This is a genomic window from Promicromonospora sp. NPDC052451 (genome assembly GCF_044547525.1).
Taxonomy (GTDB): Bacteria; Actinomycetota; Actinomycetes; order Actinomycetales; family Cellulomonadaceae; genus Promicromonospora.
In genome coordinates this window covers 400,078-416,610 of sequence record NZ_JBIUAP010000001.1, presented here as the reverse complement: position 1 = coordinate 416,610, position 16,533 = coordinate 400,078, and the positions used below count along the sequence as shown (strand labels likewise).

General features: G+C 74.3%; 15 protein-coding genes. 7 read left to right on the top strand and 8 right to left on the bottom strand.

Annotation, left to right across the window (positions count from 1 at the left end):
• Nucleotides 1-64 precede the first annotated feature (64 nt).
• From ACIG47_RS01800 to ACIG47_RS01780, 5 genes are all read left to right on the top strand, one after another.
• Nucleotides 65-1,081 (top strand): sigma-70 family RNA polymerase sigma factor, encoded by a 1,017-nt coding sequence (locus ACIG47_RS01800; protein ID WP_397429358.1) that lies wholly within the window; start codon nt 65-67, stop codon nt 1,079-1,081.
• A 24-nt stretch (nt 1,082-1,105) separates the two neighbouring features.
• Nucleotides 1,106-1,567, top strand: a complete 462-nt coding sequence (locus ACIG47_RS01795) for a universal stress protein (protein WP_397419183.1) — start codon at nt 1,106-1,108, stop codon at nt 1,565-1,567.
• A gap of 50 nt (nt 1,568-1,617) precedes the next feature.
• A complete protein-coding gene (locus tag ACIG47_RS01790) occupies nt 1,618-2,085 on the top strand; it encodes a fluoride efflux transporter FluC (protein WP_397429357.1) in 468 nt (155 codons plus the stop codon).
• 4 nt (nt 2,086-2,089) lie between these two features.
• The gene (locus ACIG47_RS01785) at nt 2,090-2,485 is read left to right on the top strand and encodes a fluoride efflux transporter FluC (RefSeq protein WP_397429356.1); all 396 of its coding nucleotides are present in this window, start codon (nt 2,090-2,092) and stop codon (nt 2,483-2,485) included.
• A gap of 61 nt (nt 2,486-2,546) precedes the next feature.
• Nucleotides 2,547-3,479, top strand: a complete 933-nt coding sequence (locus ACIG47_RS01780; protein WP_397429355.1) for a 5'-3' exonuclease H3TH domain-containing protein — start codon at nt 2,547-2,549, stop codon at nt 3,477-3,479.
• 3 nt (nt 3,480-3,482) lie between these two features.
• On the opposite strand, the gene ACIG47_RS01775 is transcribed toward ACIG47_RS01780, so the two are convergent.
• Both ACIG47_RS01775 and ACIG47_RS01770 read right to left on the bottom strand, forming a co-directional pair.
• Nucleotides 3,483-4,244 carry a sirohydrochlorin chelatase gene (locus ACIG47_RS01775; RefSeq protein WP_397429354.1) on the bottom strand — a complete coding sequence of 254 codons (762 nt, stop codon included), beginning with the start codon at nt 4,242-4,244 and terminating at the stop codon, nt 3,483-3,485.
• 642 nt (nt 4,245-4,886) lie between these two features.
• Nucleotides 4,887-7,613 carry a phosphoenolpyruvate carboxylase gene (locus ACIG47_RS01770; RefSeq protein WP_397429353.1) on the bottom strand — a complete coding sequence of 909 codons (2,727 nt, stop codon included), beginning with the start codon at nt 7,611-7,613 and terminating at the stop codon, nt 4,887-4,889.
• Between the two features lie 56 nt (nt 7,614-7,669).
• On the opposite strand from ACIG47_RS01770, the gene ACIG47_RS01765 reads away from it, so the two are divergent.
• On the top strand, nt 7,670-8,581 hold the full coding sequence (locus ACIG47_RS01765; RefSeq protein ID WP_397429352.1) for a DNA/RNA non-specific endonuclease: 912 nt from the start codon (nt 7,670-7,672) through the stop codon (nt 8,579-8,581).
• A gap of 21 nt (nt 8,582-8,602) precedes the next feature.
• Here ACIG47_RS01765 and ACIG47_RS01760 read toward each other — a convergent pair whose 3' ends face one another.
• Entirely contained in the window at nt 8,603-10,045 is a 1,443-nt protein-coding gene (locus ACIG47_RS01760) for a dihydrolipoyl dehydrogenase family protein (RefSeq protein WP_397429351.1), read from the bottom strand.
• Between the two features lies 1 nt (nt 10,046).
• Nucleotides 10,047-10,604 carry a hypothetical protein gene (locus ACIG47_RS01755; RefSeq protein WP_397429350.1) on the bottom strand — a complete coding sequence of 186 codons (558 nt, stop codon included), beginning with the start codon at nt 10,602-10,604 and terminating at the stop codon, nt 10,047-10,049.
• 120 nt (nt 10,605-10,724) lie between these two features.
• Here ACIG47_RS01755 and ACIG47_RS01750 point away from each other — a divergent pair, with 120 nt between their 5' ends.
• A complete protein-coding gene (locus ACIG47_RS01750) occupies nt 10,725-11,309 on the top strand; it encodes a TetR/AcrR family transcriptional regulator (RefSeq protein ID WP_397429349.1) in 585 nt (194 codons plus the stop codon).
• Between the two features lie 7 nt (nt 11,310-11,316).
• Here ACIG47_RS01750 and ACIG47_RS01745 read toward each other — a convergent pair whose 3' ends face one another.
• Genes ACIG47_RS01745 through ACIG47_RS01730 form a run of 4 tightly spaced genes read right to left on the bottom strand, consistent with a single transcriptional unit; the run spans nt 11,317 to nt 16,502 of the window.
• On the bottom strand, nt 11,317-12,180 hold the full coding sequence (locus tag ACIG47_RS01745) for an NAD-dependent epimerase/dehydratase family protein (protein ID WP_397412470.1): 864 nt from the start codon (nt 12,178-12,180) through the stop codon (nt 11,317-11,319).
• A gap of 58 nt (nt 12,181-12,238) precedes the next feature.
• Nucleotides 12,239-13,024 carry a deoxyribonuclease IV gene (locus tag ACIG47_RS01740; RefSeq protein ID WP_397429348.1) on the bottom strand — a complete coding sequence of 262 codons (786 nt, stop codon included), beginning with the start codon at nt 13,022-13,024 and terminating at the stop codon, nt 12,239-12,241.
• A 47-nt stretch (nt 13,025-13,071) separates the two neighbouring features.
• Nucleotides 13,072-14,739 carry a PQQ-binding-like beta-propeller repeat protein gene (locus ACIG47_RS01735; protein WP_397429347.1) on the bottom strand — a complete coding sequence of 556 codons (1,668 nt, stop codon included), beginning with the start codon at nt 14,737-14,739 and terminating at the stop codon, nt 13,072-13,074.
• Nucleotides 14,740-14,771: 32 nt separating this feature from the next.
• Complete coding sequence (locus ACIG47_RS01730) at nt 14,772-16,502, bottom strand: PQQ-binding-like beta-propeller repeat protein (protein WP_397429346.1); 1,731 nt, start codon at nt 16,500-16,502, stop codon at nt 14,772-14,774.
• Between the last annotated feature and the right edge of the window lie 31 nt (nt 16,503-16,533).

Sequence of the window (16,533 nt, the reverse complement as noted above, 5' to 3'; positions counted from 1 at the left end):
GCCGTCTTCGGTCCCGGACGAATCACCGGTGAGCGTGTCAGTGGTGCCGCGTACCGTGTGATCCATGGCACAGACAGCGTCACATCCTGGGCAGAGCGCGGGTGCGGCCGTGGCGACGGACGAGCTCTCGGCACAGCTCGAGACCTATCGCCGCGAGCTCACCGGATACTGCTACCGGCTGCTCGGCGGCGCGTTCGACGCCGACGACGCGGTGCAGGAGACCCTCCTGCGCGCATGGCGGTCGTACGAGCGGTTCGAGGGCCGCTCATCCCTCCGGACATGGCTGTACCGGATCGCCACCAACGTGTGCTTCGACCAGCTCGGGTCCAGCCGCGCCAAGCGGGAACGGCCCATGGGCCTCGGCGCCGCCGCCGACCCGGTCGAGGAGAGCCTCGCGACCGTGCTGCCCGAGTACGCCTGGGTGGAGCCGGTACCGACCGAGCACGTGCTGCCCGGCGCGAGCGACCCGGCCGACACCACCGTGGCCCGGGAGTCGGTCCGGCTCGCCTTCGTCGCGGCACTCCAGCACCTGCCCGCCAAGCAGCGCGCGGTGCTCATCCTGCGCGAGGTGCTGCGCTGGCCGGCGTCCGAGGTGGCCACGCTGCTGGACACCTCGGTGGCCTCGGTGAACAGCGCGCTCCAGCGCGCCCGCGCCACCCTCGCCGACAAGGCGCCGGACCGGTCCGGCGCCGCGCCGTCCCCCGCGACGGCCGACGAGTCCGATCTGCTGGAGCGCTACGTCGCGGCGTTCGAGCGGTACGACATGGCGGCGCTGGCCAACCTGCTGCGCGAGGACGCGGTCATGAACATGCCGCCGTACGCCATGTGGCTGGAGGGTATCGAGAACATCCAGGCCTGGATGCTCGGGCCGGGCAACGAGTGCGAGGGCTCGCGCTGCGTGCCGATCCACGTGAACGGCGCCCCCGGGTTCGCGCAGTACCGGCGGGACCCGAAGGGCGGCCACTTCCCGTGGGGGATCGTGGTGCTGGAGAACGACGGCGCGCACATCACCGGCATCACCACGTTTCTCGACACGGAGAAGTGGTTCTCCCGATTCGGCCTGCCGGACCACCTCGACTAGCCGTTTGGCAATACCCTCACAAGGGTGACTGTGCGATCCGTGGTGGTCGGCGTGGACCACAAGCACCCGGAGCTGGCCCGGCGAGCAGCGTCGCTCGTCCAGTCCCTGGGTGGAAGCCTGATCGAGCTCGTCTGTGTGTGGGTCGACGAGACCGCCGTCTCGGACTCACGGGGGTTCACCGTGTCGGTGGACCCGGACATCGCCGTGCCCTCCGATGCCTACGGGGCCGACGTCCTCGCCGGGCTGAACCGGGCGATGGCCGACGTCGGTCTGCCCTGGAGCGCGCTGCGCGGCGCCGGTGACCCGGCCGTCGAGCTGGGGCGGGTCGCCGACGAGGTGGAGGCGGTCATGATCGTCGTCGGCGCCCACCGCTCCGGCCTGCGCGGATGGACCACCAACCTCGTGGGCGGGACGGTGGCCGGGCGGCTCGTGCACAACCAGGCCCGCCCCGTGGTGATCCTCCCCGAGACGGCCTCCGCCCCGTGAGCGCTAGATTCTCCTCGGACCTGTCGAGCACCCAGGAGGGGATCCACCGCGTGGCACGAGCACCGCACCGGGACTGGCGGTACGTCGGTCTCGTCGCGCTCGGCGGGGCCTGCGGATCGGTCGCGCGGCACCTCCTGGGCACGTGGGCCATGATCCTGCTGTCGCCACTGACGCTGCTGTTCCCGGACGCCGGCCAGACGGTGCTCTGGTTCCCGATCGGCACGCTCGTCGTCAACGTGCTCGGCGCGCTCGCCCTCGGCTACCTCCTGGAGGCACTCGCCCGGCGCGGCCGCGAGACCGTCCGGCGCCGCAAGATCCGGCTCGGGATCGGCACGGGAGTGCTCGGCGGGTTCACCACGTACTCGGCGCTCGCGCTGGAGACCCAGCAGCTGCTGGGCGCGGGGCTGGGGTGGCTCGCCCTGCTCTACGTCGCGCTCACCCTGGCGGGCGGCACGGTCGCCTGCCTGGGCGGCATCGCGCTCGCGGCCCGCGCCGACCGGCGCCGGAAGGAGAGGTGACGCCGTGCTCGCGTTCCTGGTCGTGGCCGTCGGCGGTGGCGTCGGCGCCGCCGCGCGGTTCATGGTGGACGGCGAGATCCGCGCCCGGCACAGCGGCGGCTTCCCGTGGGGCACGTTCGTGGTGAACGTGACCGGCTCGTTCCTCATCGGCGTGTTCTCGGCCGCGCTGGCCGGCCTCTGGCGGTACGGGATATCGGTCGAGGACGCGCGGTTGCTGCAGCTCGCGCTGATGACGGGCCTGTGCGGCGGCTACACCACGTTCTCCACGGCCACCGTGGAGTCGGTGCGCCTGGCGCAGTCGGGCCGGCTCCGGCTCGCCGTGGCCGGCGCCCTGGGCACGCTGCTCGTGACGGTGCTCGCGGCGGCCGCGGGCGTGGCCGTGGGCGGGCTGTTCGCCTGACCGCTCACCGGCCGGTCGGTCGCCGGGCGGCGTGTCAGTGGGGCATGGCAGGCTTCGCTGCATGAGCCTCATGCTCCTCGACTCCGCCTCGCTGTACTTCCGGGCGTACTTCGGTGTGCCCGACTCGCTGCGGTCGCCCGACGGCACGCCGGTCAACGCCGTCCGCGGCCTCCTGGACACGATCGCGTGGCTCGCCACGACGCACGGCCCGGACCGCCTGGTCGCGTGCTGGGACGACGACTGGCGGCCCGCCTTCCGCGTTGCGGCGATCCCCAGCTACAAGGCCCACCGTGTGGCCCAGGAGGTGCCCGGCACCACGGGCGTCGAGGAGGTGCCGGCGGACCTGCTCGCGCAGGTCCCCGTCATCGTGGACGTGCTGGCGGCGCTCGGCATCGCCCGTGTCGGCGTCCCGGGCTACGAGGCGGACGACGTCATCGGCACCCTGACCGCACGTGCGGTCACGGAGGGCGCAGGCCCGGTCGACATCGTCACCGGGGACCGGGACCTCTTCCAGCTCGTCGACGACGCCGCCGGTGTCCGCGTGCTCTACCCCGCGCGCGGCGTCCGCGATCCCGACGTGGTGGACGAGGAGCGGCTGGCCGCGCGGTACGACGTCGCCTCGGGGCAGGCGTACGCCGACATGGCGACGCTGCGTGGCGACCCCAGCGACGGCCTGCCGGGGGTGCCCGGCATCGGGGAGAAGACGGCGGCCAAGCTGCTCGCCCGGTACGGCACCCTGGCCGGGATCCTGGCCGCGCGGGACGACGGCGACCCGGGCCTCACCGCGACCCAGCGCCGCCGGCTGCAGGAGGCCGACGAGTACCTCCGGGTCGCGCCCGTCGTCGTGCAGGTGGCACGGGACGCACCCCTGCCCGTGTTCGACCCGGCCGTGCCCCAGGCCCCTGCCGACGCCGAGGCGCTGGAGGCCCTGACCACGCGGTGGGGCCTGCGGTCGAGCGTGGACCGGGTCCGGGCGGCCTTCGGCTGGGCGTGACCGTCAGGCGCCGGCGGCCGCGTCGTAGCGGTCCAGCACCACCTGGACCAGTCGCGGGTCGGGCTTGCCGGCCCCGGCCGGGCCGGCGACCGGGTCGGTGACGACGTCGGCGCCCGCCTCCAGCACGCGGTCCAGGAAGTACCCCGGTGCGAGCAGGTACGACACGACGATCACGCGCGCCGAACCCGGCCCTCCCGCGCGCGCCGCGGCTACCGCGTCGGGCACGCGGGGTTCCGCACCGGCCCCGTACGACGGCGTCACCGGCCGGCCCAGCCGCTGGGCCAGGGCGCTCGTGACCTCCTCGACCGCGGTCGCGGCGGCGGCCACCGACGAACCGGCGGCGGCGAGCACCACGGCGTCGTCGGGGCCGAAGGGGCCGTGCGCCGCCTCGGCGGCGGCGTAACGGTCTGCCAGGATGTCGACCAGCAGGGGGTGCGGGCCGAGCGGTTCGGCGGCGGCGGACCCGTCGACCGAGGTGACGGCCTGCGCGATGTCGTGCCGCACGTGGTACCCCGTGGACAGCAGCAGCGGCACGACGACGGCGACCGGTCCGTCGGCGTCCCCGAGCCGGCCAGCGCGGGTTCGGGCGTCCCGGACCGCCTCGGCGAGGACCTCGCCGACCTCCGGCTGCTGCACGTCCACGAACGCCTCGCGGACGTCGAGCCCGGGCCGGGCCGCGCGGACGCCGTCGAGCAGGGCGCGCACGGCGGCCTGCCCGGCAGGATCGTCGGTCCCGTGCGACGTCCCGATCAGGGTCGCGCTCATCGTCTCTCCCATCGGTCCTCCACCTCGTCGGTTGCTCCCGACGTCCTGTCGGTCGCTTCCGACGCCCTGTCGCTCACTTCCGACGTCCTGTCACTCGCTCCCGACGTCCTGTCGCTCACTCCCGACGCCCGGTCACTCGCTCCCGACGCCCTGTCGCTCGCTCTCCACGTCCCCCGGGACGCGTTCCAGGTTCGGTCCTGTGCACCACCATGTTCACAGTGTTCGGTCGGTTGCCCCGAGATCGGTCGCTCGATGGACCGATCTCGGGGCAACGGACCGAACACTGTGAGCGGGGCCGGGCAAGGGACCGATCTCGGGTTCGGTTCAGACCCGCCCAGCCCAGACCCACCCAGTTCAGACCGACCCAGTTCAGACCGGCCCGGTTCAGATCAGCCCAGTTCAGACCGGCCCGGTTCAGATCAGCCCAGTTCAGACCGGGCCCGGTTCAGATCAGCCCAGTCCAGCCCAGTCCAGCCCGGTTCAGCCCAGCCCAGTCCAGCCCAGTCCAGCCCAGTCCAGCCCGGTTCAGCCCAGCCCAGTCCAGCCCAGTCCAGCCCGGTTCAGCCCAGCCCAGTCCAGCCCAGTCCAGACCCGCCCGGTCCAGACCAGACCCGCCCAGCCCGGCCCAACCAGACCCGGCCGTCACCCCGTGTTCTGCAGGCCCGCCGAGACCCCGTTCACGGTGAGCAGCAGCAGGTGCTGCAGCCGTCCGGCGTAGTCGCCGTCCACCGCGGAGCCGCCGTCCGACCCGGTGCGCAGGCCGCGCAGGGCGCGGACCTGGAGCAGCGAGAGGGCGTCGACGTACGGCGAGCGGAGCTGCACCGCCCGCCCCAGCACGCGCTTGCTCTCCAGGGGGAAGGCGTTGCCGCTGATCTTCAGCACCCACTCGCGGGTGAGGCGCAGCTCGTCGAGCACCATCTCGGCCAGGTCGTCGCGCGAGCCCAGCGCCAGGTACTGCGCGGCGATGCGCTCGTCGGTCTTGGCGAGCGACATCTCCACGTTGTCGAGCAGCGTCGCGAACAGCGGCCACTCGGTGCGCGCCGACCGCAGGAGCTCGACGTCACCACACGCGGCGAGCGCCGTGCCCAGGCCGTACCAGCCGGCAAGGTTGATGCGGGCCTGCGACCAGGAGAACACCCACGGGATGGCGCGCAGGTCGTCGAGCGAGTTCACCGAGAGGCCCCGCTTGGCGGGACGGGACCCGATGGGCAGCAGGCCGACCTCTTCCAGGGGCGTGACCTGCGCGAACCACTGCGGGAACCCGTCGGCCTTCACGAGCTCGTGGAAACGGGTCCGGGAGGCCGCGTCGAGCGACGCCGCCAGGTCGGCGTACTTCGCCGTCGCGTTCTCGTTGACGGCCTCGACCGACGGCGCGGACGCGAGCAGCGTCGCGGCGGCCACCTGCTCGATGTGCCGGGACGCGATGACCGGGTCGCCGTACCGGGCCAGGATGACCTCGCCCTGCTCGGTCAGCTTGAACCGGCCGTCCACGGAGTGCGGCGGCTGGGCCAGCACCGCGCGGTTGGCCGGGCCGCCGCCGCGCCCGAGGGCGCCGCCGCGGCCGTGGAACAGCGTGAGCGTGAGGTTGTTGGACCGCGCCCACTCGGCGATGCGCGACTGGGCGTCGTGCAGCGCGAGCGTCGCCGCGACCGGTCCGACGTCCTTGGACGAGTCGGAGTAGCCGAGCATGACCTCGACGCGCCGGCCGTTCTCCGCCAGGCGCTTCTGCACGGCGGGGAGCGTGAGCATCGAGTCCAGGATCGACACCGCGTTCTGCAGGTCCGCGAAGGTCTCGAACAGCGGGATCGCGTCGATCACGGGTGCGCTGCCGGGGTCGTCCGCGAAGGCGTGGGCGGCCAGCTCGTAGACGGCGGCGAGGTGCTCGGGCGCCTGCGTGAACGACACGATGTAGCGCCGCGCGGCCCGCTCCCCGAACCGGCGCTGGATGGCCCCGAGCGCGCGGTAGGTGTCCAGCACCTCGCGGGTGCGGTCGCTCAGCGCGCCGTCGACGCCGAGCTCGCGGATCTCGTCGAGCGCTGCGGCGTGCACCTGCGAGTGCTGCCGCACCTCGAGCTCCGCGAGGTGGAACCCGAAGGTCTGCACCTGCCAGACGAGCCGCTGCAGGTCCCCGTAGGCCGCGCGGGCCGCGCCCGCCGCCACGAGGGAGGCCTGCACCACGAGGAGGTCCGCCTCGAACTGCTCGGCGTTCGCGTAGGCGAGGTCGGCGTTGCGCGTCCGGGTGGCGGCGAGACGCTCGGCGAGCGCGAGCATGACGGCCCGGTGCGGCTCGTTGGGCGAGGCCTCCTGGGCCCGCCGCGCGACGTCCTCCGACATCTGGCGGATCCGCTGCCACAGGGCGTTCAGGCCGGACGACGGCGTGGTGCCCTCGGCGTCGAGCGTGAGCTTGCGGCCGGTCTCGACGGCGAGCCGCTCCAGTGCCGCGAGCGCGTGGTCCGAGGCGAGGGTGGCTGCCTGGCGCGTGATCTCGGCGGTGACGTTCGGGTTGCCGTCACGGTCGCCGCCGATCCAGGTGCCGAGCTTGACGAACGGCTTCGCGACGGGCGTCGCACGGCCGGCCTCGTCGGCCAGCAGCCAGTCGTCGAGCCGCCGGTAGACGTCGCCGAAGACGTCCGCGAGGACGGCGTCGAACACGCCCATGACGGTCTTGACCTCGTCGATCACCGACGGCTTGCTGGTCCGCACGGGGGCGGTGCGCCACATGGTGTCGATCTCGGCGAGGATGCGCCGCTCGTTCTCGGCGAGGGTCACCCCGCCCAGCCGGCGGGTGTCCCGCTCGGCGAGCAGGTCCGACAGCCGGCGGATGGTCCCGCTGATGGCCCGGCGCCGGGCCTCGGTCGGGTGCGCCGTCAGGACCGGGCGGAACTCCAGCTCGCCGAGCCGCCGCAGCGCCTCGTCCCGGCCCACCTCCTCGGTGAGCCGCGCGAACGCCGCCGGGATGGTGTCCTCCAGGACCGCCGGGCCGGTGCGTGTCTCGGCCTCGCGGGAGCGCAGCACGCGGACGCGGTGGTACTCCTCGGCGAGGTTCGCGAGGTGGAAGTAGCAGGTGAACGCGCGGGCGACCTGTTCGGCGCGCTCCACGGAGAAGGACGCCACGACGGCGGCGGCCTCGTCGAGGGCGTGCGGCGACGGATCGCCGTAGGCGCGGATGGTCAGCTCGCGGAGCCGCTCGACGTCGTCCAGGAGATCCTGGCCCCCGTCCTCGCGGAGGATCCTGCCGAGCAGCCCGCCGAGCAGACGCACGTCCTCGCGCAGCGGGTCGGGTACCTCGTGCCGGGCGTTGCCACGGACGGTCTGAGTTGATTCACTCACGGGCCAGAGCCTAGGCCGAGATTGCCAATGCCCGTTCATCGTGTCCGATTGTTGGTCTGGTCATGACCTACCGGACTCTGGTTGGCTGTCTGCCTGTGACCGGCTACGACGCAGATTTTCTCGGGTTCCGCGTCCCGCTCCCCGCCTCGCCCGCCGACCTGCGTGTCCTGCACTACACCCACTTCTCCGTGCTCCTGGACCCGGCGCGCCGCCTCGCGGCGGCCACCGCCTGCGTGGTGGACGGCGCGGCCCTCCTGGCCCTGCGCCGCACCGGCCGGTGGCGCCTGGACCGGCGTGTGCCGACCGGCGAGCAGGCCGGCAGCGAGCTGTACGCGGGCAACCCCCTGGACCGTGGCCACCTGGTGCGCCGCCTCGACCCCGTCTGGGGTGACGCCGAGACGGCCGCACGCGCCAACCACGACACCTTCACCTACCCGAACGCGGCACCGCAGGTGAACAGGTTCAACCAGTCCAAGGAGCTGTGGAACGGCCTGGAGGACCACGTGCTGGCCTACGCGGCCGCCCACGACCACCGCCTCGCCGTGCAGACGGGTCCGGTGTTCGCGGCCGACGACCCGCCCTACCGCGGCGTCCGCATCCCGCGACTCTTCTGGAAGGTCGTCGCCTGGGCGGGCCCGGCTCCCCGGTCCACCCACGACGCGGCGGGCAGCCCGGACGACGCCGGGCGCCGCACCCTGCTGTCCACCGCGTTCGTGCTGGACCAGACGCCCCAGCTCGACGACGCCCGCCTCTCCGAGATCACGGCCCAGGCCCTGGCCCGGGACGACATCCCGCCGCTGGGCCCGTTCCGGACCTACCAGGTCCCGGTGCGGGACGTCGCGGCCCTGACCGGGCTCGACCTGGGGCCGCTGCCCGGGGCCGACGTGCTCGCCGTCCCGCCGCCGACGCCGGCCGGCACCCGGCCCACCGACATCACGATCCACCGGCTCCCCCGGGCCCGGGCGTGGTCGGAGATCCGGACCCGGGACCAGATCGTCCTGCCCTGACCCGGGCCACGCACGGGCGCCTCACGAGCGGCCGTACGCCTCCAGCAGGCGGAGCCAGATCTCGCTCACCGTCGGGTACGCCGGGACGGCGTGCCACAGGCGGTCGATCGGCACCTCCGCGGCGACGGCGATCGTGGCGGCGTGGAGCAGCTCGGCCACGTCGGGGCCCACGGCGGTGAAGCCGACCAGCACCTTCCGGTCCTCGTCGACGATCATGCCGGCCCGGCCCGTGTACCCGTCGGCGTGCAGGGAGGCGCCGGCCACGGCGCCGAGGTCGTACTCGACCGCGCGGATGCGCAGCCCGGCGGCCTTGGCGGACGCGGCGGTGTGACCCACGCTCGCGATCTCCGGGTCGGTGAAGATCACCTGCGGTACGGCGCGCTCGTCGGCGGTGGCCGCGTGCCGGCCCCACGGAGCGAGGTCGACGGGGTTCCCCGTGGCACGGGCCACGATCGTGTCGCCCACCGCGCGGGCCTGGTACTTGCCCTGGTGCGTCAGCAGCACCCGCCGGTTCACGTCGCCCGCGGCGTAGAGCCAGCCGTCGCCGACCGGCTCGCCCTCGCCGTCGAGCACCCGGAGCGAGTCGTCCACGCGCAGCCAGTCGCCCGGGGTCAGCCCGACGTGGTCCAGGCCGACCGTTGCCGTGTTCGGCGTGCGACCGGTCGCGACCAGCACCTCGTCGGCCTCCAGCACGGTGCCGTCGGCCAGCGTGACGCGGACCGTCCCGGTGTCGTCCCGGTCGACCCGCTGCGGCCCGACGAACAGGTGCAGGGCGACACCCTGCGCCTTGAGCTCCTCGGCCACCAGGTCACGGGCGAACGGCTCGGCGGCGGGCAGCAGGCCGTCGCGGGCGACCACCGTGACCTGCGCGCCCAGCGCCGCGTACGCGGTGGCCATCTCGGCCCCCACGACACCACCGCCGATGACGGCCAGGCGCCCGGGGACCGCGTGGGCGGACGCGGCCTCACGGCTGGTCCACGGTGCGGCGTCGGCCAGGCCGGGGATCTCGGGCAGGCGGGCACTGGTCCCGGTCGCGACGACGACGGCGTGCCGCGCACGGAGCACCGTCGTGGACCCGTCGGCGTCGGTCACCTCGACGGTGCGCGCGGCGCTGATCCGTCCCACGCCCCGGAACAGCGAGATCCCGGCGCCCTCGAGCCAGCCGACCTGACCGTCGTCGTGCCAGTGCGCGGCAAACGCGTCGCGGCGGGCCAGGACGGCGGACGCGTCCAGCTCGCCGGTCACCGCGGCGCGTGCGCCGGGCAGTGCCCGGACCGCGCGCAGCGCGGCGGCGTCCCGCAGGAGGGCCTTGGTGGGCATGCAGGCCCAGTACGAGCACTCCCCGCCCACGAGCTCGCTCTCCACGATCGCGGCGGTGAGGCCGCCCTGCACGATCCGGTCGGCCACGTTCTCGCCCACGGGGCCGGCACCGATGACGACGACGTCGAAGGTGTTCTCGGTCATCTCAGCTCTCCTTCGTGACGACGCGGTTCAGGCGCAGCGCGGAGACGAGGAAGAAGATGCCGCCGAGCGTGGCGTACCCGGCCAGCGAGGTCAGCATCGCGTTCGGCCCGCCGGCCATCATGAAGAAGCCGGCGCCCGCGAACACGGAGATGCCGCCGCTGAGGATCATGGCCCACTGACCGCCGAGCCGGTACCGGGCGATCGCGACGATGAGCTGCACCAGGCCGGCGGTGATCGCCCAGACGCCCCAGACGCGCAGCACGGCGGGGATGCCCGAGGTCACCGCGACGACCAGGCCGATCGCCGTGAGCAGGCTGAGCGCCATGTTGAAGTACAGGCCGACGGTGGGCCGCGCAGCCTTCGAGGAGCGGAGGTCGACGACGGCGGCGCCGACGTCGAACAGCGGGTACAGCACGAGCAGCGCGATGCTGACCGGTCCGAGCGAGGACCCGGTGAGGAACAGCAGCACCGCCCAGACGATGGCGAACCCGAACCGTACGAAGTACAGGTTCCGCAGTGCGGTCGCGGTGGCTGCGGAGGATTCCGCGGTGGTCGTCATGGCTTTCCCTTCGATGGTGGCCGCTGTCGGCCTGTCTAGGTAGACTTACTAGTTACTCTACCGAGAGCGACGGTACACAGCCGGCCCCCGCTGCGCAAGGGGCCACGAGAGGAGCCACGTATGATCGCGACCGTGCACGGGTCCATCCGGGACCGCCTGATCGAGGCGGCGAACGAGCTGTTCTACGCGCACGGGCTGCGCGCGGTGAGCGTCGACAAGGTCATCGAGCGCGCCGGCACCACGAAGGTGACCTTCTACCGGCACTTCCGGACCAAGGACGACCTCGTGGTCGCCTACCTGGAGCACCGCGCGGCACAGGAGCGCGCCGGCGTCGACGCGGCCATCACGCACGGGGCGGGCGACGTCGACGCGACGCTGCGCCTCATGGCCGGCCACACGGGCGCGATGGCGTGCGAACCCGGCTTCCGCGGGTGCCCGTTCATCAACGCCGCCGCCGAGTACCCGGACCCCGGCACGCCGGTGCGCAAGGTCGTGGACGACCACCGGGCCTGGTGGGCGAGCGCGTTCGAACGGCTCGTCGCCCCGCTCGGGCTCGCCGACCCGCCCGCCGTCGCGGAGGACCTCATGCTGCTGCGCGACGGCATCATGGTCGCCGGCTACCTCGGCGACCCCAGCCGGGTCGCCGACTCGTTCCTGCGGAGCTGCCAGGCCGTCATCGGCTCGGCGGAGCGCGCGGCCCGCTAGGTCCGGGTCAGAGCTCCGAGCGCCAGGAGTGCTCCGGCGCGTAGCCGAGCACGCGGCGGGCCTTGTCGATGCCCAGGAGCGTCTCCCGGCCCTCGATCGGGCGCCGGTGCGGCACGTCCGGGAAGACCTCGGCCGCGAGGTCGGCCGAGTCCCGCTCCATCACCGTGTCCGCGTTCGCGATGACGAACGCCTCGAACCCCGTGAACTCCGCCTCCAGCGCGCGGCGCACCGCCTGGGCACCGTCCCGGCCGTCGATGTAGCCCCACAGGTTCCAGCGCCGGGCCTGGGCGTCGTCCTGCCAGGACGGGAAGCGGGCGTAGTCCTGCGGGGTCATCACGTTGGAGAACCGGAGCGCGGCGACCTTGAGCTCCGGGTCCCAGCGGGCGAAGTGCCTGGCCATCTCCTCCTCCAGGGACTTGCCGAGGGAGTAGGTGGACTGCGGCAGCACGTCGTACTCCTCGTCGACCGGCAGGTACGGCGGCGGTACGTCGAACGGCAGGCCGAGCACGGTCTCGGAGGAGGCCGTCACGATGTTCCGGATACCCACCACCTGCGCGGCACGCAGCACGTTGTAGGTGCTGGGCACGTTGTTGCCGAACGTCGCGGCGTTGGTGGCCAGACCGGGCGCCGGGATCGCGGACAGGTGCACGACGGCGTCGGCCGGGCGCCGTTCGTCCACGCCCGACAGCAGCTCCACGACCTGGCCGAGGTCCGTCAGGTCGGCCACCGTGAAGTCGCCGGGGCTGCCCGGCGGGGGCGCCACGCGGTCGGTCGCGGCCACCGCGTACCCCGCCTCCGCCAGGTGCTCCACCACGAACCGGCCGAGCTTCCCGCTCGCGCCCGTGACCACTACCCGCTGCGCCGTCGCCATGCGTCCGATCCTGCCAGGCTTCCATGGCTCGACCAACGCCCGGGTGCCGGGCCCCGGGTCAGGCCAGGCGCTCCCGGAGCCAGGCGATGTCCGGGGCCATGTCGCCCTTGGTCTCGCAGATGACGGGTGCGCCCGCCGCCGCGATCACGCCCACCAGCAGATCCTCCGGGATGAGTCCCTGGCCGAAGTTGATGTGCCGGTCGGCCCCGGACCCCGCCACGTCGCGCGAGTCGTTGGCGTGCACCAGGTCGATCCGGCCCGTGATCGCACGGATCTGGTCGGCCGCCGTCGCGAGGTCGATGCCGCCGGCCCACGCGTGGCAGGTGTCGAGCGTGAACCCGACGTTGTCCCCGCCGTTCGCCGCGGTCACGGCAGCCCAGAGCTGCTCGATGCGCTCCAGGCGGCGCGCCATCGAGTAGTCGCCGCCCGCCGTGTTCTCGATGAGCACCGGCACGTCGGTCTCCAGCGCGTCGATCGCCTTGCGCCAGTTGTCGAAGCCCTTGGCCGGCTCGTCGTTCGCGGTGACGTGCCCTCCGTGCACCACGACGCCCCGGGCGCCCACCGCGGCGGCACCGTCCATGATCTGCTGCAGCAGCTTGCGGCTCGGGATACGGATCCGGTTGTTGGTCGAGGCCACGTTGATCACGTACGGCGCGTGCACGTACAGGTCGAGGTCCGCGGCGGCGGCGTCGGCCTTGAGCGCCTCCGCGCCACCCTCGTAGGGCAGGTCGGGGACCTTCCATGCCTGCGGGTCGCTCAGGAACACCTGCACCGTGTCCGCGCCGAGCGCCTTCGCCGCCCCGATCGCGTCGGTCAGGTCCACGTGCGCGCCGATCTTCACCATGGCCCCCACCCTAGAACGGCTCACCCACACGACGACGGGCGACGGCGTCAGCCCAGGCCACGGGCGCCGCTCGAGACGACCTCGACCAGGTTGCCGTCCACGGCCAGCAGCCCGCTGACCGGGCCCGACCAGACGTCACCCGTCAGGTCCTCCGCCGCCGGGGGCCGCTCCCACACCACCTCGCCGGTCTCCGCGTCGAGCGCCGTCAGGCCCGCTGCCCCCGAGCCGTCCTCGACGACCAGCAGCACCGAGCGCCCGTCGGTGAAGGCCCGCGAGACGAACAGGGTGCCGGTGGACGAGCCCTCGGGATCGCCGCCGTCCCACGTCCACCGCTCCGCCCCCGTCGCGAGGTCCACCCCGAGCACGGAGCCCGGCACGGCCAGCATGACCGCCGTACCCTCCACCTGCGCCAGGAACTGCTGCACGCCCTCCCTCGCGGGCACGTCCCAGCGTGGGGTGCCGTCCAGCGCGTACGACGCCAGTCGGGTGCCCAGCCCGCCCGCGGACATCAGCGTCGGGGCCTCCGGCCCGGTCACGGTCAGGGGCTCGAGCACGTATCCCTCGACCTCGCCGACCCGCTCGCCGTCCGCGTCGAGGAGCACGGTCCGCAGGTCCCCCTCGAACGTGTACTCGGCGTACCCGCCGCTGCGCAGCCGCTCGACGCCGCCGGAGCCCGGCTCCATCCGGGTGCCGAGCACCAGGCCGTCCGGCGTCACGGCGGACTGGACGCCGCAGCCGTACACCTGGACGAGCTGGTCCTGGACCTGGGCACCGAAGTCCTCGACGTTCAGCAGGCCGTTGCTGACCGTCCCGTCCCAGGAGTCGCCGCCCCAGTTCGCGCACTGGTCGGCGCGCGTGGCCCGGAAGGGGATCGTGACGCTCCAGCGCTCGTCACCGGTGACGGCGTCCTCGGCGCGGAGCACGACGTCGCGCCCCTCCTCGACGGTGCCGGTGCACTCCCCCATGTCGTCGCACCCGGCGCCGTCCGGCAGCGGACCGGGCGCAGGCCCCACCCGCTGGGCGCGCAGGACCGTCCCGTCGGGACCGGGCCGAGGACGGCCGTACCGTTCCGTGTCCGCGGGGTCCAGCACACGCTCCGCCGACACCGTCCCGTCCGGGCCCACGACGACGGCGACCCGGTCCGCCGCGTCGCCCGTCAGGCACACGAGCCGCCGGGCCACCGCCGCACCCCAGCCCGCCGAGCCCAGCGGCCCGCACTCCGGGTCCGCACCGAGCCGCGCCGTCCAGGCCACGTCGCCCGACGCCGGGTCCAGCGCCACCAGTTCGTTCCCGGACGGGACCACGAGCCGGTCGCCGAGCACCACCGCCTCGGTCCCCCACACGTCGTCCCCGGTGGCGCCGGCCCAGCCGACCGGGCCGTCCCACGTCCACGCCTCGTCGAGCGGGCGGGACACGTCCGCCACACCGCCGGGCACGTCGCGCATCCGCTCCATCCGGGCGCCGTCGCGGACGCCCTCGACCGCGAGCCCGGTACCCAGCACCACGGCCAGCACCGCTGCCACCGGACCGAGCACCCGCAGGTACCGCTCCCGGTCCCGGAGCGGCGCATCGCCTGCCGGGCGACCGTCCGGCTCAGGCTCCGCGCCCGGTCCACCGCCCGCGCCGGATCCGGCGAACGAGACCTGGGGGTCGTCCGCGCCGTCGTCCACCAGGTCGAAGACGAACGCGCCGCCCTGGTCCGGATCACGTGCCATGCGACCGAGGGTATGTCGGGCTGGTCACGGTTTCACTGGAAACCCCGCACGCCACGCGGCGTCACCTCCAGCAGGACGCCGTCCACCGCCACCAGCCCGCCGACCACACCCCGCTCGCCGGAGCCGCCGACGGCCGGGTCGAACGTGGTGACCGCCGCCCCGCCGACGCGCTGCCAGACCACGGCACCGGTACCCGCGTCGAGGGCCACCAGGCCGTGCGTGCCGCCCGAGTCACCCTCGGTGGCCAGGAGCACCGTCTCGCCGTCGGTGAGGGCCTGGAACACGTGGGCCGTACCGAAGTACCCGCCGTCGGCGGCCGACGGCCCCGCCGCGCCGTCCCACGACCAGCGCTCCGCACCCGTGGCGAGGTCCAGGCCGCGCACCGTGCCGGCCCCGGTCGAGACCACCGCCGTGTCGCCGACCTGCGCCAGGAACTGCTGTCCGCCCGACTGCAGCGCGATGTCCCAGCGCGGCGTGCCGTCGCCGCCGTACGCGCGCAGGCGCCGACCGGGCTCGTCCACCCCCAGCACCGTCGCGGGTCGCGACCCGTCGGCCACCCGGGGAGCCAGGGGGTACCCGGTGATCTCGCCGGCCACGTCGCCGTCCGCGGTGAGCAGCACGGAGCGGGGCAGGCCGTCGAACCTCGTCACGGCGTAGCCGGTGCCGAGGGCCGTCACACCGCCCCGGCCCGGCTCGATCCACGGCCCCAGCACGGTGCCGCGCGGCGTGACGGCGGCCTGGATGCCACAGCCCTGCACTGCCACGAGATCCGCCGTGACGCCCGCGCCGAACGCGTCGGGCGCGAGCTGCCCGCTGATGACCAGCCGGGTCTCCGAGCTGCCCCAGGACGCGGCGAAGGTGCGCGTGCACTGCGTGGCGTCCACCGGCCGGAACGGCACGGTCACGCGCCAGCGCTCCGCTCCGGTCGCCGCGTCCTCCGCCCGGAGCACCAGGTCGCGCCCCGCCTCCACGGTCCCGGCGCACTCGCCCGCCGCGGTGCACCGGGCGTCGCCCGGGTCCACCGCCGACGGTGGACCCACGCGGTGCGCGCGCAGCAGCGTGCCGCCGGGGCCGGTGTGGGGCAGTCCGTGGCGCCGGGCGTCCGCGGCAGGCAGGGGCCGGGAGGCGGACGTCGCACCGCCGGGCCCGACGGCGACCACCTCCCGGTCGGCGCCCGTGCCCTGGAGGCACACCAGCGCCGGCGTGGACGGGTCCGTCGAGGTCGGCGGCACCATCGGGCCGCAGTCGGCGTCGGCCCGGAGCGGGACGGTCCAGGCCACCGCGCCCGTCGCCGGGTCCAGGGCGACCAGGCCGTCGTCGGACTCGACGACCAGCACGTCGCCGAGCACCGCCACGTCGGCGCTGCTCTCGCCCGGCCCGACCGTCCCGCTCCACGCCCAGGCCTGCGTCAGCGGCTGCGACAGGTCCGCGACCCCGCCCGGCACGTCCCGCATCCGCTCCATCCGGGCGTGGTCCCGCACTCCGTCGACGGCGAGCCCCGTGCCGAGCACGATCGCCAGCACCGCGGCGAGCTGGGCCGCCAGGCGACGGCGGCGCCCGCGGCCGTCCGACGGCGGGGGCACGCCGGCGTCGGTGGCCGCCTCGTCCGGCGCCGACGGGGCTGCGGGGTGCCCGGTGCCGGATCCCGGGTGGACGGTGCCGGGTACCCCGGTGGCCGGCGTGGCAGACGCGTCGTCAGGTGGCGCGTCGTCCCCGACGAGGTCGAAGACGAACGCGTCGCCCTCCGCCGGGTCGCGCGCCATGCGGCCGAGCGTAGTGCGGGCCGCCGCACGG